The organism is Streptomyces sp. NPDC024555 (assembly GCF_055559335.1).
The window spans coordinates 1-23373 of sequence record NZ_JBVHKV010000019.1; the positions used below are offsets into that span (position 1 = coordinate 1).

At 73.5% G+C, this 23373-nt stretch carries 25 protein-coding genes; 13 read left to right on the forward strand and 12 right to left on the reverse strand.

All coding sequences use genetic code 11. The features are described from left to right. Positions 1–145: 145 nt before the first annotated feature. On the reverse strand, positions 146–1006 hold the full coding sequence (locus ACZ4FH_RS28560) for a 3-hydroxybutyryl-CoA dehydrogenase (RefSeq protein WP_383645654.1): 861 nt from the start codon (positions 1004–1006) through the stop codon (positions 146–148). Positions 1007–1190: 184 nt separating this feature from the next. On the opposite strand from ACZ4FH_RS28560, the gene ACZ4FH_RS28565 reads away from it, so the two are divergent. Further along, positions 1191–2471: a glycoside hydrolase family 10-like protein gene (locus ACZ4FH_RS28565; RefSeq protein ID WP_467308472.1), complete on the forward strand. Its 1281-nt coding sequence runs from the start codon at positions 1191–1193 to the stop codon at positions 2469–2471. Between the two features lie 10 nt (positions 2472–2481). Here the strand turns inward: ACZ4FH_RS28565 and ACZ4FH_RS28570 are convergent, their stop codons facing one another. Next, positions 2482–2691, reverse strand: coding sequence for a DUF1918 domain-containing protein (locus tag ACZ4FH_RS28570; RefSeq protein ID WP_467308474.1), 210 nt, complete (start codon positions 2689–2691; stop codon positions 2482–2484). A gap of 102 nt (positions 2692–2793) precedes the next feature. Between ACZ4FH_RS28570 and ACZ4FH_RS28575 the strand changes: the two genes are divergently transcribed. The 3 genes from ACZ4FH_RS28575 (at position 2794) to ACZ4FH_RS28585 (ending at position 5119) form a co-directional block, all read left to right on the forward strand. Beyond that, the gene (locus ACZ4FH_RS28575) at positions 2794–3222 is read left to right on the forward strand and encodes a GNAT family N-acetyltransferase (protein ID WP_467308475.1); all 429 of its coding nucleotides are present in this window, start codon (positions 2794–2796) and stop codon (positions 3220–3222) included. Between the two features lie 57 nt (positions 3223–3279). Then, positions 3280–3855 carry a histidine phosphatase family protein gene (locus ACZ4FH_RS28580; protein ID WP_467308476.1) on the forward strand — a complete coding sequence of 192 codons (576 nt, stop codon included), beginning with the start codon at positions 3280–3282 and terminating at the stop codon, positions 3853–3855. Positions 3856–3967: 112 nt separating this feature from the next. After that, positions 3968–5119 carry a serine hydrolase domain-containing protein gene (locus ACZ4FH_RS28585; RefSeq protein ID WP_467308478.1) on the forward strand — a complete coding sequence of 384 codons (1152 nt, stop codon included), beginning with the start codon at positions 3968–3970 and terminating at the stop codon, positions 5117–5119. Positions 5120–5200: 81 nt separating this feature from the next. Here ACZ4FH_RS28585 and ACZ4FH_RS28590 read toward each other — a convergent pair whose 3' ends face one another. The 4 genes from ACZ4FH_RS28590 to ACZ4FH_RS28605 all read right to left on the reverse strand — a co-directional run bounded on the left by ACZ4FH_RS28590 (position 5201) and on the right by ACZ4FH_RS28605 (position 8100). Further along, positions 5201–5956, reverse strand: a complete 756-nt coding sequence (locus ACZ4FH_RS28590) for a Clp protease N-terminal domain-containing protein (RefSeq protein WP_467308479.1) — start codon at positions 5954–5956, stop codon at positions 5201–5203. Positions 5957–6119: 163 nt separating this feature from the next. Then, a complete protein-coding gene (locus ACZ4FH_RS28595) occupies positions 6120–6617 on the reverse strand; it encodes a peptidylprolyl isomerase (RefSeq protein ID WP_467308480.1) in 498 nt (165 codons plus the stop codon). 106 nt (positions 6618–6723) lie between these two features. Next, positions 6724–7236: a DinB family protein gene (locus ACZ4FH_RS28600; RefSeq protein ID WP_383645676.1), complete on the reverse strand. Its 513-nt coding sequence runs from the start codon at positions 7234–7236 to the stop codon at positions 6724–6726. A gap of 48 nt (positions 7237–7284) precedes the next feature. Then, positions 7285–8100 carry a LysR family substrate-binding domain-containing protein gene (locus ACZ4FH_RS28605; protein WP_467308483.1) on the reverse strand — a complete coding sequence of 272 codons (816 nt, stop codon included), beginning with the start codon at positions 8098–8100 and terminating at the stop codon, positions 7285–7287. 57 nt (positions 8101–8157) lie between these two features. Here ACZ4FH_RS28605 and ACZ4FH_RS28610 point away from each other — a divergent pair, with 57 nt between their 5' ends. Together ACZ4FH_RS28610 and ACZ4FH_RS28615 are read left to right on the forward strand one after the other, a co-directional pair. Further along, entirely contained in the window at positions 8158–8547 is a 390-nt protein-coding gene (locus ACZ4FH_RS28610; RefSeq protein WP_383645696.1) for a DUF5997 family protein, read from the forward strand. Between the two features lie 353 nt (positions 8548–8900). Further along, positions 8901–10544 carry a TlrC/CarA/OleB/SrmB family ABC-F type ribosomal protection protein gene (locus tag ACZ4FH_RS28615; RefSeq protein WP_467308484.1) on the forward strand — a complete coding sequence of 548 codons (1644 nt, stop codon included), beginning with the start codon at positions 8901–8903 and terminating at the stop codon, positions 10542–10544. A gap of 9 nt (positions 10545–10553) precedes the next feature. On the opposite strand, the gene ACZ4FH_RS28620 is transcribed toward ACZ4FH_RS28615, so the two are convergent. After that, positions 10554–11651, reverse strand: coding sequence for a MerR family transcriptional regulator (locus ACZ4FH_RS28620; protein ID WP_467308486.1), 1098 nt, complete (start codon positions 11649–11651; stop codon positions 10554–10556). Between the two features lie 198 nt (positions 11652–11849). Then, the gene (locus ACZ4FH_RS28625; RefSeq protein WP_467308641.1) at positions 11850–12524 is read right to left on the reverse strand and encodes a HEAT repeat domain-containing protein; all 675 of its coding nucleotides are present in this window, start codon (positions 12522–12524) and stop codon (positions 11850–11852) included. A 119-nt stretch (positions 12525–12643) separates the two neighbouring features. Between ACZ4FH_RS28625 and ACZ4FH_RS28630 the strand changes: the two genes are divergently transcribed. Further along, positions 12644–13885 carry a HEAT repeat domain-containing protein gene (locus ACZ4FH_RS28630; protein WP_467308487.1) on the forward strand — a complete coding sequence of 414 codons (1242 nt, stop codon included), beginning with the start codon at positions 12644–12646 and terminating at the stop codon, positions 13883–13885. A gap of 46 nt (positions 13886–13931) precedes the next feature. On the opposite strand, the gene ACZ4FH_RS28635 is transcribed toward ACZ4FH_RS28630, so the two are convergent. Together ACZ4FH_RS28635 and ACZ4FH_RS28640 are read right to left on the reverse strand one after the other, a co-directional pair. After that, positions 13932–14621: an SMI1/KNR4 family protein gene (locus ACZ4FH_RS28635; RefSeq protein ID WP_467308488.1), complete on the reverse strand. Its 690-nt coding sequence runs from the start codon at positions 14619–14621 to the stop codon at positions 13932–13934. 54 nt (positions 14622–14675) lie between these two features. Further along, complete coding sequence (locus ACZ4FH_RS28640; protein WP_467308489.1) at positions 14676–15281, reverse strand: dihydrofolate reductase family protein; 606 nt, start codon at positions 15279–15281, stop codon at positions 14676–14678. A gap of 186 nt (positions 15282–15467) precedes the next feature. Here ACZ4FH_RS28640 and argC point away from each other — a divergent pair, with 186 nt between their 5' ends. From argC to ACZ4FH_RS28665, 5 genes are read left to right on the forward strand one after another with little or no spacing between them, the layout of a single operon-like run. Then, positions 15468–16496, forward strand: a complete 1029-nt coding sequence (gene argC, locus ACZ4FH_RS28645; RefSeq protein ID WP_467308490.1) for an N-acetyl-gamma-glutamyl-phosphate reductase — start codon at positions 15468–15470, stop codon at positions 16494–16496. Then, positions 16493–17647 carry a bifunctional glutamate N-acetyltransferase/amino-acid acetyltransferase ArgJ gene (argJ, locus tag ACZ4FH_RS28650; RefSeq protein WP_467308492.1) on the forward strand — a complete coding sequence of 385 codons (1155 nt, stop codon included), beginning with the start codon at positions 16493–16495 and terminating at the stop codon, positions 17645–17647. The genes argC and argJ overlap by 4 nt, the downstream gene beginning before the upstream one ends. After that, positions 17644–18546: an acetylglutamate kinase gene (gene argB, locus ACZ4FH_RS28655; protein ID WP_383645730.1), complete on the forward strand. Its 903-nt coding sequence runs from the start codon at positions 17644–17646 to the stop codon at positions 18544–18546. The genes argJ and argB overlap by 4 nt, the downstream gene beginning before the upstream one ends. Further along, positions 18543–19745: an acetylornithine transaminase gene (locus ACZ4FH_RS28660; RefSeq protein ID WP_467308494.1), complete on the forward strand. Its 1203-nt coding sequence runs from the start codon at positions 18543–18545 to the stop codon at positions 19743–19745. The genes argB and ACZ4FH_RS28660 overlap by 4 nt, the downstream gene beginning before the upstream one ends. A gap of 25 nt (positions 19746–19770) precedes the next feature. Further along, the gene (locus ACZ4FH_RS28665) at positions 19771–20307 is read left to right on the forward strand and encodes an arginine repressor (RefSeq protein WP_383645741.1); all 537 of its coding nucleotides are present in this window, start codon (positions 19771–19773) and stop codon (positions 20305–20307) included. Between the two features lies 1 nt (position 20308). Here the strand turns inward: ACZ4FH_RS28665 and ACZ4FH_RS28670 are convergent, their stop codons facing one another. Together ACZ4FH_RS28670 and ACZ4FH_RS28675 are read right to left on the reverse strand one after the other, a co-directional pair. Continuing rightward, positions 20309–21010, reverse strand: coding sequence for a L,D-transpeptidase family protein (locus ACZ4FH_RS28670; RefSeq protein ID WP_467308496.1), 702 nt, complete (start codon positions 21008–21010; stop codon positions 20309–20311). A gap of 64 nt (positions 21011–21074) precedes the next feature. Continuing rightward, positions 21075–21668 carry a pyridoxamine 5'-phosphate oxidase family protein gene (locus ACZ4FH_RS28675; protein ID WP_467308498.1) on the reverse strand — a complete coding sequence of 198 codons (594 nt, stop codon included), beginning with the start codon at positions 21666–21668 and terminating at the stop codon, positions 21075–21077. Between the two features lie 232 nt (positions 21669–21900). Here ACZ4FH_RS28675 and argH point away from each other — a divergent pair, with 232 nt between their 5' ends. Then, entirely contained in the window at positions 21901–23334 is a 1434-nt protein-coding gene (gene argH / locus ACZ4FH_RS28680; protein ID WP_467308499.1) for an argininosuccinate lyase, read from the forward strand. The last annotated feature ends 39 nt before the right edge of the window (positions 23335–23373 follow it).

Sequence of the window (23373 nt, forward strand, 5' to 3'; positions counted from 1 at the left end):
GCCTGTTGGGGGGCCCGCGCCCCCGCGGGGCCCGGCGGCCCGGCGCCGGGGGGGGGGGGGGGGGCCGCCCCCCCGGGGGGCCCCCCCCCCCCCCCCCGGGGGGGGGGGGGGGGGGGGGGCCCCCCCCCCCCCCCCCACGGCCGGATCAGGCGTACGGGTAGAACCCGGACCCGGTCTTGCGGCCCAGCCGGCCCGCGTCGACCATGCGCTGGAGCAGCGGGGGAGCGGCGTACAGCGGCTCCTTGTACTCGGCGTACATCGAGTCGGCGACCGAGGCGACCGTGTCCAGGCCGATCAGGTCGGCCAGCTTCAGGGGGCCCATGGGGTGGGCGCAGCCCATCTCCATGCCGTTGTCGATGTCCTCGCGGCTGGCGATGCCCGATTCGAACATCCGGATCGCGGAGAGCAGGTACGGGATCAGCAGCGCGTTGACGACGAAGCCGGAGCGGTCCTGGGCGCGGATCGGGTGCTTGCCCAGGACGTCCTGCACCAGGGCCTCGGCCCGGGTGACGGTCTCGTCCGACGTGGTCAGCGCGGGGATCAGCTCGACGAGCTTCTGCACCGGCGCCGGGTTGAAGAAGTGGATGCCGATGACCTGGTCCGGGCGGGAGGTCGCGACGGCCAGCTTCACCAGCGGGATGGAGGAGGTGTTGGAGGCCAGGATGGCGTCCGGGCGGGTCACCACCTGGTCGAGCACCTGGAAGATCTCGGTCTTGACCTGCTCGTTCTCCACGACGGCCTCGATGACGAGATCGCGGTCGGCGAACTCCCCGAGGTCGGTGGTGAAGCTGAGGCGGCCGAGCGTCTCGTCGCGCTCCTCCGCCGTGATCTTGCCGCGCTCGGCGGCCTTGGACAGGGAGTTGTGGAGCCGGGTGCGGCCGATCTCCAGCGCCTCGCCGGTGGTCTCGGCCACCTTGACGTCGAGGCCGCTGCGGGCGCACACCTCCGCGATGCCCGCGCCCATCTGGCCACAGCCCACCACTCCGACGCGTGCAATGTCGGCCATAGAGTCCGTCACCTCGTGCCTTTCGCTGTTCACGTTCGGCGGCTTCCGTCTGATTCCGGGCTCCACCACGACCCCACGACGTTACTCCGCGCCTCCCCGGGATCGGGGGCTGGGGCGGGCATGCTCGTTCCACCCCCGGATTCCCGGGGGACAGGGCGCGGACCGAGACGGCAGGAGCGGGGCGATGGGACGGATGGACCGCAGGGCGTTCATGACCGGGGCCACCGGCACGGTGGCGGGGGTGGTGGCCGCCGCGGCCCTCGCCGGAGACGCCGCGGCGACCGGGAGGGGCGGGGCCGGAGCGGCCGGTCCGGCCGGTGGCGCGCGCGACGTGGTCCACCGGGAGCTGAGAGGGATGTGGATCGCCACCGTGGCGAACATCGACTGGCCCTCGAAGACCGGTCTGACGGCCGCGAAGCAGCGCGCCGAACTCGTCTCCTATCTGGACGAGGCGGTCGACCGGCGGCTGAACACCGTGATCCTCCAGGTGCGCCCCAGCGCCGACGCGCTGTGGCCCTCCGCCTACGAACCGTGGGCGGCCTGTCTGACCGGCACCCAGGGCAAGGACCCGGGCTGGGACCCGCTGGGGACCGCCGTCGAGGAGGCCCACGCCCGCGATCTGGAACTGCACGCCTGGTTCAACCCGTACCGCGTCGCCAACCACACCGACCCCTCCCGCCTCACCGCCTCCCACCCCGCGCGCCGCAACCCCGGCTGGGTCGTGCCCTACGGCGGGAAGCTGTACTACAACCCCGGTCTGCCGGAGGTCCGGTCCTTCGTCCAGGACGCGATGCTGGACGCGGTCCGCCGCTACGACATCGACGCCGTGCACTGGGACGACTACTTCTACCCGTATCCCGTCTCCGGCCAGAGCTTCGCCGACGACGCCGCCTTCAAGAAGTACGGCGGGGACTTCTCCGGCCGGGCGGCCTGGCGGCGCGACAACATCGACCGGCTGGTGCGGGAGACCGGGGAGCGGATCAAGGCGCTCAAGCCGGGCGTGCGGTTCGGGATCAGCCCCTTCGGGGTGTGGCGCAACGCCTCCACCGACGCGCTCGGCTCACCGACCTCGGCCGGGGTGGAGACCTACGACGACCTGTACGCCGACACCCGGGGCTGGGTCCGCAAGGGCTGGGTGGACTACATCTGCCCCCAGCTCTACTGGAACATCGGCCTCGCCGCCGCCGACTACCGGAAGCTGGTGGGCTGGTGGGACACGACGGTCCGGGGCACGGAGGTGGACCTCTTCATCGGCGAGGCCCTGTACAAGGCGGGCGACCCCGCCCAGCCCGCCGCCTGGCAGGACCCGGCGGAACTCTCCCGCCACCTCGACGTCGCGGCCGAGTACGACCAGGTCCGCGGCCACGCCTACTTCTCCGCGAAGAGCGTGGTCACGGACCGCATCGGCGCGATGGACCGGCTCGTGGCCGACCACTACCGGTCGCGGGCCCGCGCGCCCCGCTGACCGGCCCCTGTCAGGACCGCGGATCCCGGTCCCGGCAGGCGCCGTGCCGCACGACGCTGTCCGGGCCGGGGGCGATCAGGTGTTCGTGTCCGTCCTCGGAGCGGACCCGGTACGGGGGAGTGCCCCCGTCCCCGAGCACTTCGAGGATCTCGGCTTCCCGGTCGTGCTGCCCCACGGTCCTGCCGTGCGTCAGCAGCCGGTCGCCCGTGTGTGCCTCCATCGGGAGTGACCTCCTCACGGGATGGCGTCCATGTCGACAAGTCTATGACCGGACGGCCGCCGGCCGCCGGGCCGCGACGGTCCCGGCCGGTAGGGTCCGGACATGACGCAGACATCCCAGGAACGTTACGAGATATCGTCCGACCCCTCCCGGCTGGACGCCGCCCGGATCCACGACTGGCTCTCCACCACCTACTGGGCCGAGGGGCGCGCCCGTGAGCACCACGACCGGGCCATGGCCGGCTCCCTGAACTTCGGCGCGTACGCGGTCGGCTCCGGCGAGCAGGTGGGATACGCCCGGGTGGTGACCGACTCCGCCACCTTCGCCTGGCTCTGCGATGTGTACGTCGACCCCGCGGCCCGGGGCCACGGGCTCGGCGTACGCCTCGCCACCGAGGCGCGCGACCACCTCGCCGCGGCCGGGGTCCGCCGGCTGCTGCTCGCCACGGACGACGCCCACGGCGTGTACGAGAAGGTCGGTTTCCGGCCACTGGAGCAGCCGGACCAGTGGATGAGCCTGCGGCTCGCCTGAGAACGGCCCGCGAAGGCGCTCTTGACCCGGGGCGCGTTCGGACCCACGATCTCGGCCATGAGTGTTCGAGTCACGCTCGTCGCCGCGGCACGCAGTTCGGCGCTGCTCGGCGAGCGCTTCGACGACGACCGGCCGCTCGACGAGGCCGGCTGGCACGAGGTGCAGTTCGCCGCCCCCGCGCTCGTCCCGCTGGGGGCGGCCGAACTGCGCTACTGCTCGCCGACCGCCCGCAGCCGTGCCACCGGCGACATGCTCGGCTTCGCGCCGCTGGTCCAGCCCGCCCTGCGCGACTGCGACATGGGGCGCTGGCGCGGCCGCACCCTCGCCGACGTCACCGCGCGCGAACCGGCGGCGGTGGACGCGTGGCTGGCCGACCCGCGCTCCGCGCCCCACGGCGGCGAATCCCTCCTGGCCTTCATCTCGCGGATCGGCGGCTGGCTGGACACCCGCCCCGCCGTCGAGGGCTCCATCGTCGCGGTCGCCGAACCGGCCGTCGTCCGGGCCGCCCTCGTCTACGCGCTGAAGGCCCCGCCCCCGACGTACTGGAACGTGGACGTCCGCCCGCTCTCCACGATCACGCTCACGGGACTGCCGCGCCGCTGGAGCCTCTGCCTGGAGACCGGCGTCCGCTGACCGGGAATCCCCGCGGATCACCGCCGCCCGCCCCTTCCCGCCGGTCCGACCAGTCGGTACGTTGAACGCGCACCGGGTCCACCGGGCGCGACCGGGCGAGGAGAGACCCCCAGTGCTACCGATCCAGGGCCACTGCGACGAGCGGTTCGCCGCGGTGCGCGCCGCGTTCGAGGCCAACTTCGCGACGCGGGACGAGCTGGGGGCGGCCTTCACCGTGCTGGTCGACGGCCGGCCCGCGGTCGACCTCTGGGGCGGCTGGGCGGACGCCGACCGCACCCGCCCCTGGGAGCGCGACACCCTCGTCAACGTCTGGTCCACCACCAAGGGGCCGCTGGCGCTCTGCGCCCATGTCCTGGCGGACCGGGGGCACCTCGACCTCGACGCCCCGGTCGCCGCCTACTGGCCGGAGTTCGCCGCGGCCGGCAAGGAGAACGTCCTCGTCCGGCATCTGCTCTCGCACCGGGCCGGCCTGGCCGGGCTGCGCGAACCGCACGCGCTGGAGGAGCTGTACGACTGGGAGCTGACGACGTCCCGGCTCGCGGCGACCGCCCCGTGGTGGGAGCCCGGCACCCGCTCCGGCTACCACGCCCTGACGTACGGCTTCCTGGTCGGCGAGGTGATCCGGCGGGTCGCCGGGATGTCGCCGGGGGAGTTCCTGCGGCGGGAGCTGGCCGAACCGCTGGGCGCGGACTTCTCCGTCGGGCTGCCCGAGAAGGCGGCGGACCGGGTCGCGGACCTCGTCGCCCCGGCGTCCGGCCGGCGCTCGCAGACCGCGCTCCTCGCACAGCTGGGACCGGTCGCCGTCGCCGCCCTGCTCAACCCGCCCACGGGCGCGAAGGCCGCCAACAGCGCCGGCTGGCGCGCCGCCGAGATACCCGCGGCCAACGGCCACGGCACGGCCCGCGCGGTCGCCGCGCTCTACGGCGTCCTCGCCGGGGGCGGCAGCGCGGACGGGGTCCGGATCCTGTCGCCGGAGGCCGCCGAACGGGTCCGCGAGGGGCAGGGACGCTGCCACGACCTGGTGCTCGGCGGCGGTTTCGCCCAGGAGACGGAGATCGCCCTGGGGCTCTGGCTGAGCGGGCCGGACGCCACCTACGGACCCAATCCGAGGGCCGTCGGCCACGACGGGGCGGGGGGCTCCTTCGGCCTCGCCGATCCGGAGAACGGGATCGCCCTCGGGTACGTCATGAACCGGATGGGCCCGCACCTGGCGAACGACCCGCGCAAGACGGCGCTGATCGGCGCGGTGTACGCGTCGCTGTGACCGGCGGCCCGGGGTGCCGGTGGAGGGTCCGGCGGCGCGACGGGGTCTCCGCGACGCCGCCGGACCCTCCGGGGGGCCGGGTCAGTCCTTCTCGCCGGTGTCCGGGGCGCCCGCGGTGAGGACCGCGAGCATCTCGGTGACGGCCGCCTCGGCGGCGGCCTTGTCCAGGCCGAGCCCGGTGAGCAGGCCCGCACCGTCCTCGTGCTCCAGCAGGGCCAGCAGGATGTGCTCGGTGCCGATGTAGTTGTGCCCCAGCCGCAGGGCCTCGCGGAAGGTCAGCTCCAGGACCTTCTTCGCGTCGGCGTCGAACGGGACCAGCTCGGGCACCTCGCCCTCGGTGGCCGCCGGAAGCGCTTCGGTGGCGGCCTGGCGGACGGTGTCCAGCACCACGCCCTGACCCTTGATGAAGACCGCCGCGAGCGCCTCCGGCTCGCTGAGCAGGCCCAGCACGAGGTGTGCGGTGCCGATCTCGGTACTGCCCGCGGCCCGTGCCTCGTTCTGCGAGGCCATCACGACGTTCCTGGCGCGGGTGGTGAAGCGGCCGAAGCCCTGGTTGGGGTCGAGGCCGGAGGCCCCGCCGGGGTCCTTGGCGACGAAGCGCTTCTGGGCGGCCTGGCGGGTCACGCCCATGCTCCTGCCGATCTCCGTCCAGGAGGCGCCCGAGCGCCGGGCCTGGTCCACGAAGTGACCGATCAGGTGGTCGGCGATGTCGCCGAGGTGGTCCGCGGCGATGACGGCGTCCTGGAGCTGGTCCAGGGCGTCCGTGTGGGCCTTCTTGATGGCTGCGATGAGGTCGTCGAGACGGACGGGGTGGCTCATGCCCTTGGGTTGCGTCATGTGTCAACGGTAGGTTGACAGTAAGGGCGGTGTCAACCTTTGGTTGACAGTGAAGATGTGTGCGATTCCGAGCCCGCGGGCCGCCCGGGAACGACAGAAGCGCCGGCCGACGGGGTACGTCGGCCGGCGCTTCCGGTTCAGCTGCGCCGTGCGCGGGCGGGGATCAGAGAACGCCGGAGTCGGCGATGGTGACCTTCGCCTTGGTGCGGCCGCTCTGCGAGCCCAGCGACTCGATCTTCTTGACCAGGGCCATGCTCGTCTCGTCGGCGACCTCGCCGAAGACCACGTGCTTGCCGTCCAGCCACGAGGTCACGATCGTCGTGATGAAGAACTGCGAACCGTTGGAGTTCGGGCCGCTGTTCGCCATGGACAGGAGACCCGGCTTGGTGTGGGCCAGCTTGAAGTTCTCGTCGTCGAACTTGGCGCCGTAGATGCTCTTGCCGCCGGTGCCGTCGCCGCGGGTGAAGTCACCGCCCTGGAGCATGAACTCGGGGATGACGCGGTGGAACGACGAACCCTTGTAACCGAAGCCGTGCTGGCCGGTCGCCAGCTCGCGGAAGTTCTGCGCGGTCTTGGGGACGATGTCGTCGAAAAGGTTGAAGACGATCCGCCCGGAGGGCTCGTCGTTGATGGTGATGTCGAAGTAAACCTGGCTCGTCATACAACCATCCTGACATCCCCCGGTGCGTCCGTGACGGGCGGGAGCGGTGATACGTCGCTCACGCCCGCGCGCGCCGGGGTTCCGGGCACCGGCCGGCGGGGCGCCCTCACACCCCGGTGGCGCCGTCGATCCGCTCCCGCAGCAGGTCGGCGTGGCCGCAGTGGCGGGCGTACTCCCCGATCATGTGCGTGTAGATCCACCGCAGGCTCACCTCGCCGCCCATGAACGGGGCGGTGTCCTCCGGCGAGCGCGCGGCGCAGGCGGCCCGTGCGACGGCGATCTCCTCCTGCCAGCGGGCGACGGCATCCGCGAGGGTGGCGTCCCGCGCCAGGTCGAAGCCCCCGTCGTGGCCACCGGAACCGGGCGCGTCCCCGTACACCGGCGGCACGTCCTCCCCGCCCAGAACCCGGCGGAACCAGTTCCGCTCCACCTCCGTGAGGTGCTGGACGAGACCCAGCGGCGTCAGCTCCGAGGGAGCGGCGGAGGCCGTCCGCGCCTGGGCGTCGGACAGGCCCTCGCATTTCAGCGCGACGGTGGCGCGGTAGAAGTCCAGCCAGGCGGCCAGGGAGGTGTGCTCGTCGGCGTTCAGGGGCGGCATCGGGCGTTCGGTGTGCGTCATGATCACCGATGGTGCCAGCAGGGTCTGACAACGACCTGCCGCACCGGCCTACGAGCGCCCGCGGGGCTTGCCGCGCTTGGCCGGCCCGCCGCCCTTCGCGCCCCGGGCGCCGCCCTTGGCCCCCTTGCCGCCCTTGGCGCCGCCCCCGGACCCCTTCGGGCCGCCGGAGCCGCCGCGCGGGTTCTTCCCCGCCGTCCCGCGGCGCGCGCCGGCCTCGCCGCGTGCGGACCTGTCCTTGGCCGGGGGAGCGGTGGTGCGGCCCCGGGAGCTGTTCACGGTCCGGCCGCGCACGATCCCGATGAAGTCCTCCACCAGATCGGTGGTCCGGTCCTCGGGCCAGGACAGCGCGACCTGCGACTCGGGCGCCCCGGTCAGCGGGCGGTAGGTGAGGTCCTTGCGGTGGTGCAGCCGGGCCAGCGACTGGGGGACGACGAGCACCCCGATCCCGGCCGCCACCAGCTCCACGGCGTCCGCCGTCGTCGCGGGCCGCTCGACCGCCGGCTTCCCGGGCAGTCGCTCCCAGTCCAGGGTGTCGTCGAGCGGGTGCAGCACCACGTCGTCGGCCAGCTCCTCCGGGGAGACCTCGTCGACGGCCGCGGCCACGTGGTCCTTGGGGATCACGACCACCGTCTGCTCGGTGTACAGGGGGATCGCGCTGAGCGCCGTACGGTCGACGGGCAGCCGGACGAAGCCCGCGTCGGCGCCGCCGTCGAGCAGCAGCGCCTGTGCCCCGGCGGCGGGCACCGGGACGAGGGTCAGGGGGATGCCGGGCAGGCGCTCGTTCCAGATACGCACCCACTTGGTGGGCGTCACCCCCGGGACATACGCGAGCCGGAACGAAGGGGATACGTCCGAGCCTGTCACCCCGCCAGGTTACCGGCCGTGGTCGGAGCCGGCGCACACGCTCGATACCCTGGAGCCATGACGTCGCACCAGACCGCCCAGACCATGAAGCCCGCGACCGCGGCGAAGAAGCTGGGTGTGTACCTCGAGGCCACCCCCGCCGAGTTCCAGGAGGGTGTCGTCTCGCGCGCCGAACTGGCGGCGCTCCAGAGCGACCCGCCCGAGTGGCTCCGCGAGCTGCGGCGCACCGGTCCCCACCCCCGCCCCGTCGTCGCCTCCAAGCTGGGCGTCTCCATCTCCGGCCTGGCCCGCGGCGGTGTGACGGAGGCCCTCACCACCGAGCAGATCGACGCGCTCAAGCAGGAGGACCCCGAGTGGCTGCGCAAGGAGCGCGCCACGCAGGCCGAGGTCCGCAAGGAAACCGTGCGCATCAAGGAGCGCGACGCGGAGCGCCGGGCGCGCTCGTAACCCGCTCCGTACCGACACCGCCGTGGGGGCGGTCTCCGCACCGCCGCTCAGCCGCGGCCCCGGAGGCCGCCCCCACGTCCGTACGCCGGACAGGGCCCGGAGAACGCCGCGTCCGCGGCGGCGGCCCGGAAAACCGGATGACGGGCGGCCGGCCCGCCGTCTACCGTGATGCGCATGGGAACGCTGTGATCGCCCCGCCCACGACCGCGTAGAGCCTCGCTCCGCCGTCGTGGCGCCCGACGCGTCCGTATCGAATCCGTTCCGCCGGCACGGCCGGGAACAGGGGCTTCCTCATGCACTCAGCACCTATCCATGCAGCACATTCATCCCGTACACCGCGCTCCCCGCACCCCGTGGAGCCTTCGCAGCTCGCGCTGCGCGACGTCACCAAGCGCTACCACGGGCGGACCGTCCTCGCCGAGGTCTCGCTGACCCTCGCCCCCGGCGAGAAGGCGGGCGTCATCGGGGACAACGGGGCCGGCAAATCGACCCTGCTCCGTCTTCTCGCGGGGGAGGAGCGGCCGGACGCGGGCGAGGTGACCGTCGTCGCCCCGGGCGGCACGGGCCATCTGGCCCAGGCGCTCTCCCTGGGCGCGCGGGCCACGGTCCAGGACGCCGTGGACATCGCCCAGGCGGACCTGCGCGCCCTGGAGACGGACCTGCGCCGGACCGCGGCCGCCCTGGCCGGGGCGGCACCGGGCCCGGAGCTGGACTCCGCACTCGCGGCGTACGCGCGTCTGACCGAGCGGTACGAGGCACGCGAGGGCTACGGGGCCGACGCCCGCGTCGACGCCGCCCTGCACGCGCTCGGACTGCCGGGGCTCGCCCGGGACCGGCGGCTCGGCACGCTCTCGGGCGGTGAACGCTCCCGGCTGGCACTCGCGGCGACGCTCGCCTCCCGGCCCGAACTGCTCCTCCTGGACGAACCGACGAACGACCTCGACGACCGGGCGGTGCGCTGGCTGGAGGACCAGCTGCGGGCCCACCGGGGGACCGTCGTGGCCGTCACCCACGACCGGGTGTTCCTGGAGCGGATCACCGAAACCGTCCTGGAGATCGACGGCGGCCGGGTCACCCGGCACGGGAACGGCTACGCGGGATACCTCACCGCCAAGGCCACCGAGCGCCGCAGACGCCAGGAGCGGTACGAGGCCTGGCGGGCCGAACTCGACCGCAGCCGTACGGTCTCGGCGTCCAACGCGGTCCGGCTGGCCGCCATCCCGCGCAAGCTGGACCTGGCCGGTTCCGGCGCGGGGGCGTTCCGGGCGCGCAGCCGCACCCACGGGGCGATGAGCCGTATCCGCAACGCGAAGGAGCGCGTCGCCCGGCTCACCGCGAACCCGGTGACGCCCCCGCCGGACCCGCTGGTGTTCACGGCCCGGATCACCACCGATGCCGGACAGGACCCGGGCCACGGGCCGGCGGCCGTGCTCGACGGCCTGGTCGTCGACGGCCGGCTCGGTCTGCCGGAGCTGCGGATCGGCCGCACCGAACGGCTGCTGGTCACCGGCCCCAACGGCGCCGGCAAGAGCACCCTGCTGCGGGTCCTGGCCGGTGAACTCCGCCCGGACGCGGGCACGGTGTCGGTGGCGGGCCGGGTGGGGCACCTCCGGCAGGAGGAGACGCCGTGGCCCGCGCACCTCTCCGTCCTCGGCGCCTACGCCCACGGCCGCCCCGGCGACCGCGACGCCCACGCCGAACGGCTGCTGTCGCTGGGCCTGTTCGAACCGGACGTCCTCGGGCGGCGGATCGGGGAGCTGTCCTACGGTCAGCGCCGCCGCGTGGAACTCGCCCGGCTGGTCAGCGCACCGGTGGACCTGCTCCTGCTGGACGAGCCGACCAACCACCTCGCCCCCGCACTGGTCGAGGAGCTGGAGGCGGCCCTCGCCGGCTACGGCGGAGCGCTGGTGCTGGTCACGCACGACCGGCGCATGCGGGCCCGGTTCGACGGCACGCGTCTGGAACTGGCGGACGGGAGGGTCGCCGGGACGCGCTGACGTTCCGGATCAGGAAGCGTCGGGAACACCCCGGGTGTCTACGGACCCCGGGGCGTTCCCGTCCCGCGTACCCCCGTCCCGCGTACCCCTGCCGTCCACCCCCCTGGCGTCGGCCCGCAGGCGCAGCAGATAGGCGGCGGTGAGGGCCACGGCGCGGTCGGGGTCGTGTGCGAGGTCCTCCAGCGCGCGGTCGGCCGCCGCTCCGGGGATGCCGGCCAGCGCCTGGGTCAGCCGGCCGCGTGCGGCCGGCGGGGTGGTGCCGGAGAGACGGCCGACCAGGTCCGCCGTGATGCGGTCGGCGGCGCCGGGGTCGTCCGCGAGGACGGCGAGCGCGTCGGCCGCTTCGGTGTCGTTCCTGCCCGCCACGATCAGGTCGACGAGGGTGGCGACGGCGGCGCCCGCGCCCCGCGCCCCGAGGGTGAGCGCCGCACGGCGGCGGACCACGGGGTCGCCGTGGTCCAGGGCCCCCTCCAGCCGGGCGGCGGCATGGTCGCCGGGCAGCTCGGCGAGGGCGAGCACCGCGCGTTCCCGTACGGCCGGGTCGGCCGCGTTCAGCCCCTCGGCCAGCAGGGTCGTCGCCCGGCCGTCCTCCGACCGGGCCAGCGCCCAGCGCAGCGCCCCGGCGACCACCGGATCGGCCTCGGCGAGCACGGCCTCCACCAGGGCTTCCGCAGGGACCGGCACCTCGTCGGCCGAGGAGAGAGCGGCCCGCTGACGGGCATCGGCGCTCGGCGATCCGAGCGCCCGCAGGATCGCCACCACCTGGAGCACGTCCTCCCAGCCGGCCGGCCCGGCGGCGTCGATCCGGCGCAGCCGGGTCAGCAGCTCCCGCTCGGCCGCGAGCCGCTCGCGCGTGCGCCGGACGAGATCGCCGACCAGGGCCGAGGGCGCGAAACCGGGATCGTCGAGCGCGCGCCCGATCTCGCGCAGCGACAGCCCGAGCGAGCGCAGGCTCTCGATGTGGAAGATCCGCCGGATGTCCTCGCCGGAGTACTCCCGGTATCCGGAGTCCGTACGCCCCGAGGGCCGCACCAGCCCGAGCGACTCGTAATGCCGGAGCATCCGGGCACTCACCCCGGACCGCCGCGCCACCTCACCGATCAGCACGCCCCGCCGTCCCTCCTCGTCGAACCCGCCCGGCGCGCGCCGCGCTCGGCCTTGTCGGTCAGTACGTCCTGCCGTCTCTCCGCGCGGGGCCTGCCCGGTATGCGCCGCGCTCGGCCTCTTCGATCAGTACCCCCTGCCGTCCCTCCTCGTCGACCCCGCCCAGCGCGCTCCGCGCTCGGTCTCCTCGGTCAGCACCCCCTACCGTCCCTCCTCGCCGGGCCCGCCCAGCGCCACGACGCGCTTGGCCTCCTCGGTCGCGTACCCGAAGTCGGCGTCCGGGTCACGCAGGAGCCGCAGGGTCGCGAGGGCGTGCGCCCGCGCTTCGGGCCGGCCGGCGGCCGCCGCGGCCTCCAGGACCGGTTCGACCGCCGCGCCCAGCGCGACCAGGGCCCGGCTGAGGCTCAGCCGCGTCTCCCGCCCGCCGCGCCCCAGCTGCCCCGCCATCACCGAGGCCGGTGCCCGCTCCCCGCCCTCCGGCACGAGCACGGCCGCGGCCCGCCAGGCGCTCCGCGCCACCGCGTCGTCCGGGTCCGTCAGCAGGGCATCGGTGATCGCCGGCCAGGCACTCCGGTCCCCGATCTTCGAGAGCGTGTGCAGCGCCTGACTCCGCGCCTGCGCCCGTTCCGAACGCAGCTCCCGCAGCAGCGGCGGAAGCGTCGCCTCCACCGGATGCCGGGTCAGCGCCCACGTCAGCATGTCCCGTACGAAGAACTCGGGCTCCACCCCGCACCGCTCGACCAGCACCCCGACGAACCGCACGTCCGGCGCCGACCCCACGGCCATCGCCGCCCGCAGCCGTACGGACGCCCGCCCGTCCTCCAGCCCCCGCAGCGCTCGTGTCACCGCGTCACCGTCCCGTTCCGTGATCGCCATCGTGACCACCTCCTCGCACCGCAGTGAAGTGCTTGTCACGGTGTCAAGGTCAAGCGGACGCACTGTAGCCTCGGCCCGGCCGGTCCGGGCGGGCCGTTGGCGAACGATCGGGGGCGGGGATGGACGACGTGCTGCTCCACGCGGTCCGCCGAGGAGACACCCGCGCCGTCGCGGCGCTCCTCGCCGACGGCGCGGACCCCGACACGGTCGGCGACGACGGCCTCCCCGTGCTCTGCGCCGCCGTCGACGCCTGCGACGACGCGGTCGCGGCCGTACTGATCGAGGGCGGTGCCGACCGCGACCGCAGGCTTTCCGACGGGAGCACGCCGCTGCTGAGGGCCGTCGACAGCGGTTCCCCTCAGCTCGTCCACGCCGCGTGGTGGGACGCCGGGGGGAAACCGACGACGACCGGGGCCGACGAACTGCTGGCCCGCGCCCGGCAGGGCCGCGAGGACGGCATCGCGGGCGTGCTGCGCCGCAGAACCGGTGCGGCGGGCCCGCTCCGGAGACGGCGCGTCGACAACGAGTGGTTCGCGTCGTGCGAGGAGGCCGGCCTGGCCGGGGTCACCGTGCGCGACGGACACGCGGCCGTCCTCACCCGGATCGAGTCCCACGTCGGGATCCGGGCGCCGTTCGCCGTCCTGCTCGCGCGTGCGCTCACCCGTCCGGACCCGGACCACGTGGTGTGGTTCGAGGTCCTTCTCAGGCTCGGGGACCGCCAGGACGAGGAGACCTGGCGGGCCGCCGTGGAGCTGGGCACGCACCCCGACCCCGTACGCCGCCGCTTCGCCGTCGACGTGCTGTTCACGACCGCCGTCTGGGCGCCGCCGCACGGCACCGAGGTGTCCGTGTACGAGGGGCGAGTCCTGGAGGTCCTGCTGTCCTGGGCGGCGCGCGAGACGGATCCACTCGTCCTGCAGGGCATCCTGTGCGGCCTCGCCCAGCACATCGACCCGCGGGTCGAAGCCGTGGGACTGCGCCACGTCGGGCACCCCGACCCCCGGATCCGCGCCGCCGCGGCCGCCACCCTCCAGGGCTGGGGCGAGCTGTTCTCGGAGGCGGCCCGGGGCGCGCTCGCCGCCCTGCTCCAGGACCCCGATCCGGCCATCCGCGCGGTCGTGTGCAACCGACTCGCCGAATGCGCCTCCACGTCCCCCGGAATCCCCGACCTGCTGGCCGGCCGCCTCGACGACGAGGACGGCACCGTACGGCTCTGGGCCGTCTACGGCCTGGCCGAACGCGACGACCCCCGCTGTCTCACCGTCGCCCGTCCGCCCGCCGAGGTGCCCGGCCCGGAGTGGTCCTGGATCCGGGAGGCGGCGGAGCGCTACGAGAAGCGGCGGGGGTCCCGTACGACGTGACGTGACGGGGGGCCGTGCCCCTGCGGCGTGCGTCGTGGGGCCGGGATCAGGCGTGCGCGGCCGCTTGACGTACGGTCAGCTCCGCCTCCCGCAGCCAGCCGAGGTACCAGTCGGCGAAGGTGACCGGCTGTCCGGAGGGGTCGAGGAGCGGGGCGAGGTCCATGTCGTCCGCCCGGGGATCGGACCAGACGGTGCCGCGATGGGTGCCGCTGACGATCAGCCACTCCCGCTGGGCGCAGCCGAGATGCGATATCACGAGGGCGCCCGCGGTGCGCTCGGGAGCGAACACGAGGGATGCCCAGCGCTCGTCCCACGCCTCCATGGCGTCGTCGAAGTCCTCGATCTCCTCGAAGTCCTCCTCCTCGGGGCGCACGGCCAGCAGCGCGTCGAGGACCTCGGGGTCCGGGCCCCGGTCGGGGAACGGCCGGGCGAGCAGCGAGGGATCGGCCAGGTCCGCGCCGTCCCCCTCCCAGCGCCAGCGGCCGTCCACCCGACGGGCCGGGAAGAGGCCGTAGGCGGGACCCGCGCCGCCCGCGGCCACCGAGGTGAGGAAACTCCGGTAGTCGTCCGGCAGCCGCACCCCTGTCTGCGCTTCGAGTTCGGCGAGCTCTTCGTCCGTCAGCGGGTCCTCCAGGACCCACCCGTGTCCGAGCGAGCCGAACACCGTGCCGCTGGACGGCTGGGCGCCCAGCGCGGCCACCCGCCGGCGGACGCCGCTCCACTGCTGATCATCCATGTGCAGAGCGTAGGGGGAGCCACTGACAGCGGGAGCGGTCGCACCGGCGCCCTGTCACGCGGGGGTGCCGAGCGGCGGCCCGTCGAGCACGCGGGGCTTGTACTCGACCAGTTGGATGCTGTCGTCGAAGGTGCGGTGCCCGGTCATGTCGAGGGCGACGTCCGGATAGCCGTCGTAGATGCGCTCCTCGCCCGTGGCCCCGGTGATCACCGGGAACATCACGACCCGGAAGCGGTCGACGAGTCCGGCCCGCAGCAGGGACCGGCACAGGGCGAGGCTCCCGATCGTGCTGAGGAGCCCCGTACCGTCGGACTTCATGGCCCGGACCGCCTCGACGGCGTCGCCCCGGACGAGCGTGCAGTTGGGCCAGGCCAGGGGCTCCTTGAGCGAGGAGGAGAACACCACCTTGGACGCCCGCGTCAGTTCGTCCACGGACGCCTCCTCCTCCGGCCTGAACTCGTCCTGCCCGTCCGGGACCTCGCCCCCGGCGAATCCCGACATCAGGCGGTAGGTGTTCGCCCCCATCAGATAGGTGACCTCGGGCTGCTCACCGAGCCAGGCGAGGTACTCCGGGCCCTCCATGCCCCAGAACCCGGGCCAGCCCTCTCCCGACGCACAGCCGTCGAGCGACGTGATGAAGTCGACGAGAAGCTCCGACATGACGTTCTCCCTCTCTCGGTTGTCATGAGCTTGGACCGGCCGGGAGCCGCGAACTCATCGGCCGCGCGGGGAACGGGCGGGAATCGGCCCGGCCGGCCCCGCACCCGCCACCCGCCGAATGATCACCACTCTTTGCATAAAAGTGCATGCATGCGTATAGTCATGCCATCGACGAGGAGGGTTCCGATGGTGGTACGTGCAGCGGTGGCAGGAGCGAGCGGATACGCCGGCGGGGAACTGCTGCGCCTGTTGCTGGTCCACCCCGAGGTCGAGATCGGCGCGCTCACGGCGAACTCCAACGCGGGGCAGCCCCTCGGCGCCCTGCAGCCGCATCTGCGACCGCTCGCCGGACGGATCCTGGAGCCGACCACCGCGGAGGTGCTCGCCGGGCACGACGTGGTCTTCCTCGCCCTGCCGCACGGGCAGTCCGCCGCCGTCGCCGAGCAGCTCGGCGACGAGGTGCTGGTGGTCGACATGGGCGCCGACTTCCGGCTGAGGGACGCCGCGGACTGGGAGAAATTCTACGCCTCGCCGCACGCCGGCACCTGGCCGTACGGGCTGCCCGAGCTGCCCGGGGGACGGGTGGCGCTCGCCGGGAGCAAGCGGGTCGCGGTGCCGGGGTGCTACCCGACGGCGGTCTCGCTCGCGCTGTTCCCGGCGTACGCGGCCGGGCTCGTCGAGCCGGAGGCCGTGATCGTCGCCGCCACCGGGACCTCCGGTGCCGGCAAGGCCCTCAAGCCGCATCTGCTCGGCTCCGAGGTCATGGGCAACATGTCGCCGTACGGCGTCGGCGGCGTGCACCGCCACACGCCCGAGATGATCCAGAACCTCAGCGCCGTCGCCGGTGAGCCCGTCTCCGTCTCCTTCACGCCGACGCTCGCCCCCATGGCCCGCGGCATCCTCGCCACGTGCAGCGCCAAGGCGAAGCCCGGGACGAACGCCGCATCGCTGCGGGCCGCGTACGAGAAGGCCTTCGCCGACGAGCCGTTCGTCGACCTGCTGCCCGAGGGGCAGTGGCCCGCCACCGCCGCCGTCTACGGCTCCAACGCCGTGCAGATCCAGGTCGCGTACGACGAGGCGGCCGGCCGCGCCATCGTCATCAGCGCCATCGACAACCTCGCCAAGGGCACCGCGGGCGGCGCCCTGCAGAGCATGAACATCGCCCTCGGACTCCCCGAGGACACCGGACTTTCCACGATCGGAGTCGCACCGTGAGCGTCACGGCAGCACAGGGATTCTCCGCGGCGGGCATCGCCGCGGGAATCAAGCAGAGCGGTAACCCGGACCTGGCCCTCGTGGTCAACAACGGCCCCCGCCGCGCCGCCGCGGGCGTCTTCACCTCCAACCGTGTCAAGGCCGCCCCGGTCCTCTGGTCCGAGCAGGTCCTCAAGGGCGGCGAGGTCACCGCCGTCGTCCTCAACTCCGGCGGGGCCAACGCCTGTACGGGCCCCCAGGGCTTCCAGGACACCCACGCCACCGCCGAGAAGGCCGCCGAGGTGCTGGAGGGCCACAGCGCCGGCGAGATCGCCGTCGCCTCCACCGGGCTCATCGGCGTCCTGCTCCCCATGGACAAGCTGCTCCCGGGCATCGAGACGGCCGCGGCCGCCCTCAGCGAGCACGGCGGCGAGAAGGCCGCCATCGCCATCAAGACCACCGACACCGTGCACAAGACCGCCGTCGCCGGCGGCGAGGGCTGGACGGTCGGCGGCATGGCCAAGGGCGCGGGCATGCTCGCCCCGGGCCTCGCCACGATGCTCGTCGTCCTCACCACCGACGCCGACGTGGACGCCGCCGGACTCGACGCGGCCCTGCGCGACGCCACCCGCACCACCTTCGACCGGGTCGACTCCGACGGCTGCATGTCCACCAACGACACCGTGCTGCTGCTCGCCTCCGGCGCCAGCGGCGTCACCCCGGAGCAGAAGGAGTTCGCCGAGGCCGTCCGCACCGTCTGCGACGACCTCGCCCGGCAGCTCATCGGCGACGCCGAGGGCGCCTCCAAGGACATCCGCATCGAGGTCGTCAACGCCGCGAGCGAGGACGACGCCGTCGAGGTGGGCCGCTCCATCGCCCGCAACAACCTCCTCAAGTGCGCCATCCACGGCGAGGACCCCAACTGGGGCCGGGTGCTCTCCGCGATCGGCACCACGAACGCGGCCTTCGAGCCCGACCTGCTGAACGTCGCCATCAACGGCGTCTGGGTCTGCCGGGCCGGCGGCGTCGGCGAGGACCGCGAGCTGGTCGACATGCGCTACCGGGAGGTCACCATCACCGCCGACCTCGCCGCGGGCACCGCGTCGGCCGTCATCTGGACCAACGACCTCACCGCGGACTACGTCCACGAGAACAGCGCGTACAGCTCATGACCACGGCGCGGAAGCACACCGCACTCCCGAAGGCGCAGATCCTCATCGAGGCCCTGCCCTGGCTGACCCGGCACAACGGCAAGACCGTCGTCATCAAGTTCGGCGGAAACGCCATGATCGACGAGGAGCTGAAGGCGGCCTTCGCCCAGGACGTCGTCTTCCTGCGGCACGCCGGCCTCAAGCCCGTCGTCGTGCACGGCGGCGGCCCGCAGATCAGCGCCCAGCTCGACAAGCACGGCCTGGTCAGCGAGTTCAAGGCCGGGCTGCGCGTCACCACGCCCGAGGCGATGGACGTCGTCCGCATGGTGCTGGCCGGGCAGGTCCAGCGCGAGCTGGTCGGCCTGCTCAACCAGCACGGCCCGCTGGCCGTCGGCATGACCGGCGAGGACGCCCACACCATCACCGCCACCCAGCACCGGCCCGTCATCGACGGCGAGGCCGTCGACATCGGCCGGGTCGGCGAGATCACCGCGATCGACACCGGCGCCATCCAGGCGCTGCTCGACGACGGCCGGATCCCGGTCATCTCCTCGATCGCCCGCTCCGCCGACGACGCGCACGTCTACAACGTCAACGCCGACACCGCCGCGGCCGCGCTCGCCGCCGCGCTGAACGCCGAGACGCTGATGGTCCTCACCGATGTCGAGGGCCTCTACGAGGACTGGCCGAACAGCGACGACGTGATCAGCCGCCTCACCGCCACCGAACTGGAGAAGCTCCTGCCGGAACTCTCCAGCGGCATGGTGCCAAAGATGCAGGGCTGCCTGCACGCCGTGCGCAACGGCGTGGAGACCGCGCGGGTCATCGACGGCCGGGTCCAGCACTCGATCCTGCTGGAGATCTTCACCGACGAGGGAATCGGGACGATGGTCGTCCCCGACGGACAGGGGGAATCATGAGCAACGCCGAGCTCGCGCAGCGGTGGCAGCAGTCGCTGATGGACAACTACGGCACCCCGAAGCTGTCCCTGGTGCGCGGCGAGGGGGCGTACGTCGAGGACGCCGACGGCACCCGCTACCTCGACTTCGTCGGCGGCATCGCGGTCAACGCCCTCGGCCACGGCCACCCCGCCGTCGTCGAGGCCGTCTCCCGGCAGATCGCCACCCTCGGCCACGTCTCCAACCTCTTCGTCGCCGAACCGCCCGTCGCGCTCGCCGAACGGCTCCTCCAGCTCTTCGGCCGCACCGGCAGGGTCTACTTCTGCAACTCGGGCGCCGAGGCCAACGAGGCCGCGTTCAAGATCGGCCGGCTCACCGGGCGCACCCACATGGTCGCCACCGACGGCGGCTTCCACGGCCGGACCATGGGCGCCCTGGCGCTCACCGGCCAGCCCAAGAAGCGCGAGGCCTTCACCCCGCTGCCCGGCGACGTCACACACGTCCCGTACGGGGACGCCGAGGCGCTGCGGGCCGCGGTGACCACCGACACCGCGCTCGTGATCATCGAGCCCGTCCAGGGCGAGAACGGCGTCGTCGTCCCGCCCAAGGGCTATCTGGAGGCGGCCCGGGAGATCACCCGGGCCACCGGCACCCTGCTCGTCCTCGACGAGGTGCAGACCGGCATCGGCCGGTGCGGCACCTGGTTCGAGCACCAGGCCCACCAGGGCGTCGAACCCGATGTCGTCACCCTCGCCAAGGGACTGGGCGGCGGACTGCCGATCGGCGCCACCGTGGCCTTCGGCGCGGCCGCCGACCTGCTCGCCCCCGGGCACCACGGCACCACGTTCGGCGGCAACCCCGTCGCCTGCGCGGCCGGTCTCGCGGTCCTGGACACCCTCGCCGCCGACGGCGCGCTGGACACCGTGAAGCGGCTCGGCGAACGCATCCGCGACGGCGCCGAGGGCCTCGGCCACCCCCTCCTGGACCATGTCCGGGGCTCCGGACTGCTCCTGGGTATCGTGCTCACCGCGCCCCGCGCCGCCCAGGTCCAGCAGGCGGCCCAGGAGGCCGGGATCCTGGTGAACGCGCCCGCCCCCGACGTCGTCCGGCTGATGCCCCCGCTGGTCGTCACGGACGCCGAGGTCGACGCGTTCCTCCGGGCGCTGCCCGGCATCCTCGACGCGGCGGCCGCGCACGAGGACGGGGGATCCGCGAAATGACGTACCGGGGAACGGGGCGACGACGATGACCGACGCGCAGGACACCGAGCACGGAGGGCCCTCCGTGCCGCAGACCCGCACGGCGCGCCACCGCCGGATCGTGGACATCCTGAACCGGCAGCCGGTGCGCTCGCAGAGCCAGCTGGCCAAGCTGCTCGCGGACGACGGACTGAGCGTCACCCAGGCGACGCTCTCCCGGGACCTCGACGAGCTGGGCGCGGTGAAGATCCGCAACACCGGCGGCGAGCTGATCTACGCGGTGCCCAGCGAGGGCGGATTCCGCACCCCGCAGGCCCCGCTGGGCGGCTCCGCCAAGGAGGAGCGGATGCGGCGGCTCTCCGCCGAACTGCTCATCTCGGCGGAGGCGTCGGCCAACCTCGTGGTGCTGCGCACCCCTCCGGGCGCCGCCCAGTTCCTCGCCTCGGCGATCGACCAGGCCGAGCTGCACGACATCCTGGGCACCATCGCGGGCGACGACACGCTCATGCTGATCAGCCGCGACCCGGCCGGCGGGCAGGCCCTCGCCGACCATCTGCTGCGGCTCGCCCAGAACGAGCGCTGAGTCAGTAGCGGGTGATCGCGGTCGGGCCCGAGCGGGTGCCGATCGCGAGGTGCGGACTGCGGGCCGGATCCGCCCAGGCCAGGATCCGGTCCATCGCGGCCGCCGGCACGGAGACGCAGCCGGCGGTCGCACCGCGCCCGTTCACATGCAGGAAGATCCCGGCGCCCCGGCCGCGCACGGGCCGGTCGTAGTTGAAGCCGACGACGAGCGCCCGCGCGTACTGCGTCCGGTACGTGATCAGATGCTCCGACTCCCCGGCCCGGCAGTCGGCGGGCCGCGGTTCGGTCCACCGGTTGTACGCGCGCGAGGCGTTGTCCTGGCACCACCAGGAGTCCTCGGTGACCTGCCGGTACGGGTAGCGCAGTCCGGGCCACGGGGCCCGTACCCCGAAGGCGTACGGCAGGTCGAACAGACCGGTCGGCGTGGTGGAGGTGCCCTGCTCCCGCGCGGTGCCCTCGGCCAGACCGTTCGCCCCGAAACGGGCGGGCGCGGACCCCTCCGCCACCCACCGCCCGGCCCGCAGGCTCCACCAGGTGACCGTGCCCGTCGTCGCATCCGTGCCGGCGGCCACGGCCGTGATCAGCTGACGGCCCCCGCCGGTGTCCGCCAGCCGCAGCGGCAGCGGACCGGCGTCCGGGGGCCGGGCCCCGACCAGTCCGGCGAGGGCGAACAGAACGGAACCGGCCACCAGAAGTCTGCGCATGCCCCGGACCGTAGGCCGTGCGCGCCCCGCCCACCCGCGCACCTGCTCCGTACGGCCCAACCGCTCACGGCGCCGGCGGCATCACCGGCAGCGGCAGCGGGAGCCCCGGCAGCCCGTCGATGCTGGTGGCGATGTGCTCCTTCTTCTCGAAGTACGCGCTCAGCGAGGCGTCGTCCTCCCGGGCGAACCGCTGCCCGTGCAGCGTGCGGTCCTCGTCGTACGTCATGAACGGCACGCCGTATCCGCAGGTGTCCCGGATCAGTTCGGCCGTCACCAGGACGACCGCGCGCAGCCCGTGGTGCGTGACGTCGACCCCGTCGAAGCGCGCGACGAGTTCCGCGAACCGCGGATCGTCGCGGAAGACCGGCTCGCCCCGGCCGTGCACCCGCACGATGTTCGGCGGGCCCTGGAACGCACACCACATCAGGGTGATCCGCCCGTTCTCCCGCAGATGCGCGACCGTCTCCGCATTGCTCCCGGCGAAGTCCAGATACGCCACACGGTGCTCGTCCAGCACCGCGAACGAACCGCTGACCCCCTTGGGGGACAGATTGACCGTGCCGTCCGCGTCCAGCGGCGCGGTCGCCGTGAAGAAGAGGGGCTGCGCCTCGATGAAGGTCCGCAGCCGGCCGTCGATACGTTCGTATGTCTTTCCCATACGACGAGTATCGGCCCCGACTCCCCGGCCGCCGGGGGCATTTCAGCCCGTGGGACGGGGGCTCCCGGCGGCTCGCGCCGAGGGGTGCGGCGACGCGAGGGGGTGAGCCGACTTTGACAAGGCATGCAGACCTCTGCATAGTTATGCCTGTCAGTGATCGTGGCAGCGGCCGTACGTGGACGGCGCCGGCCGCCCCGTGTCCGATCCCCCTGGTTCTTCCGAGGAGCACGCAGTGAGCAACGCCAACGGCAACGGCGACGTACGTCTCTGGGGCGCCCGCTTCGCCGACGGACCGGCCGAGGCGCTGGCCCGGCTGTCCGCGTCCGTCCACTTCGACTGGCGGCTCGCCCCGTACGACATCGCCGGCTCCCGCGCCCACGCGCGCGTGCTGCACAAGGCGGGGCTGCTCACCGAGGACGAGCTGAACCGGATGATCGCCGGGCTGGACCAGCTGGAGGCGGACGTCGCGGACGGCTCCTTCACGGGCACCATCGCCGACGAGGACGTCCACACCGCGCTGGAGCGGGGGCTGCTGGAGCGGCTGGGGCCGGACCTGGGCGGCAAGCTCCGGGCCGGGCGCTCGCGCAACGACCAGATCGCCACGCTGTTCCGGATGTACCTGCGCGACCACGCCCGGATCATCGGCGGTCTCGTGGCCGATCTGCAGGACGCCCTGGTCGGCCTGGCCGAGGCGCACCCGGACGTGGCCATGCCCGGCCGGACGCACCTCCAGCACGCGCAGCCGGTGCTCTTCGCCCACCACGTCCTCGCCCATGTCCAGTCCCTGTCCCGGGACGCGGAGCGGCTGCGGCAGTGGGACGAGCGGACCGCCGTCTCGCCGTACGGCTCCGGCGCGCTCGCCGGCTCCTCGCTCGGGCTCGACCCGGAGGCGGTCGCCGCGGACCTGGGCTTCGAGCGCGGCTCGGTCGGCAACTCCATCGACGGAACGGCCTCGCGGGACTTCGTCGCCGAGTTCGCCTTCGTCACCGCGATGATCGGCGTCAACCTCTCCCGGATCGCCGAGGAGATCATCATCTGGAACACGAAGGAGTTCTCCTTCGTCACCCTGCACGACGCCTTCTCCACCGGCTCCTCGATCATGCCGCAGAAGAAGAACCCGGACATCGCCGAACTGGCCCGGGGCAAGTCGGGACGGCTGATCGGCAACCTGACCGGGCTGATGGCCACGCTGAAGGCCCTGCCGCTCGCGTACAACCGGGACCTCCAGGAGGACAAGGAGCCCGTCTTCGACTCCTGCGACCAGCTGGAGGTCCTGCTCCCCGCCTTCACCGGCATGATGGCCACCCTGACCGTCAACCGCGCCCGCATGGCGGAACTGGCCCCGGCCGGATTCTCGCTCGCCACGGACATCGCCGAGTGGCTGGTCAAGAAGGGCGTCCCGTTCCGGGTCGCGCACGAGGTCGCCGGTGAGTGCGTCAAGGAGTGCGAGCACCACGGCATCGAGCTGGACGAGCTGACCGACGAGCAGTTCGCGAAGATCTCCGAGCATCTGACCCCCGAGGTCCGCACGGTCCTCGACGTGGCCGGCGCGCTGGCCTCGCGCAGCGGCCGGGGCGGTACGGCCCCCTCGGCCGTCGCGGTCCAGCTCGCCGAGGTCAGGTCCGACCTCGCCGTCCAGCACGCCTGGGCGGCGGCGCGCAAGTAGCCGTCCGCGCATCGCGGGCTACGTTGGGGGTAGGGGGTG

Coding starts and splice junctions, on each gene's coding strand:
- ACZ4FH_RS28560 (WP_383645654.1), bottom strand. CDS start 1,006: ATGGCCGACATTGCACGCGTCGGAGTGGTGGGCTGTGGCCAGATGGGC.
- ACZ4FH_RS28565 (WP_467308472.1), top strand. CDS start 1,191: ATGGGACGGATGGACCGCAGGGCGTTCATGACCGGGGCCACCGGCACG.
- ACZ4FH_RS28570 (WP_467308474.1), bottom strand. CDS start 2,691: ATGGAGGCACACACGGGCGACCGGCTGCTGACGCACGGCAGGACCGTG.
- ACZ4FH_RS28575 (WP_467308475.1), top strand. CDS start 2,794: ATGACGCAGACATCCCAGGAACGTTACGAGATATCGTCCGACCCCTCC.
- ACZ4FH_RS28580 (WP_467308476.1), top strand. CDS start 3,280: ATGAGTGTTCGAGTCACGCTCGTCGCCGCGGCACGCAGTTCGGCGCTG.
- ACZ4FH_RS28590 (WP_467308479.1), bottom strand. CDS start 5,956: ATGACGCAACCCAAGGGCATGAGCCACCCCGTCCGTCTCGACGACCTC.
- ACZ4FH_RS28595 (WP_467308480.1), bottom strand. CDS start 6,617: ATGACGAGCCAGGTTTACTTCGACATCACCATCAACGACGAGCCCTCC.
- ACZ4FH_RS28600 (WP_383645676.1), bottom strand. CDS start 7,236: ATGACGCACACCGAACGCCCGATGCCGCCCCTGAACGCCGACGAGCAC.
- ACZ4FH_RS28610 (WP_383645696.1), top strand. CDS start 8,158: ATGACGTCGCACCAGACCGCCCAGACCATGAAGCCCGCGACCGCGGCG.
- ACZ4FH_RS28625 (WP_467308641.1), bottom strand. CDS start 12,524: ATGGCGATCACGGAACGGGACGGTGACGCGGTGACACGAGCGCTGCGG.
- ACZ4FH_RS28630 (WP_467308487.1), top strand. CDS start 12,644: ATGGACGACGTGCTGCTCCACGCGGTCCGCCGAGGAGACACCCGCGCC.
- ACZ4FH_RS28635 (WP_467308488.1), bottom strand. CDS start 14,621: ATGGATGATCAGCAGTGGAGCGGCGTCCGCCGGCGGGTGGCCGCGCTG.
- ACZ4FH_RS28640 (WP_467308489.1), bottom strand. CDS start 15,281: ATGTCGGAGCTTCTCGTCGACTTCATCACGTCGCTCGACGGCTGTGCG.
- argC (WP_467308490.1), top strand. CDS start 15,468: ATGGTGGTACGTGCAGCGGTGGCAGGAGCGAGCGGATACGCCGGCGGG.
- argB (WP_383645730.1), top strand. CDS start 17,644: ATGACCACGGCGCGGAAGCACACCGCACTCCCGAAGGCGCAGATCCTC.
- ACZ4FH_RS28660 (WP_467308494.1), top strand. CDS start 18,543: ATGAGCAACGCCGAGCTCGCGCAGCGGTGGCAGCAGTCGCTGATGGAC.
- ACZ4FH_RS28665 (WP_383645741.1), top strand. CDS start 19,771: ATGACCGACGCGCAGGACACCGAGCACGGAGGGCCCTCCGTGCCGCAG.
- ACZ4FH_RS28670 (WP_467308496.1), bottom strand. CDS start 21,010: ATGCGCAGACTTCTGGTGGCCGGTTCCGTTCTGTTCGCCCTCGCCGGA.
- ACZ4FH_RS28675 (WP_467308498.1), bottom strand. CDS start 21,668: ATGGGAAAGACATACGAACGTATCGACGGCCGGCTGCGGACCTTCATC.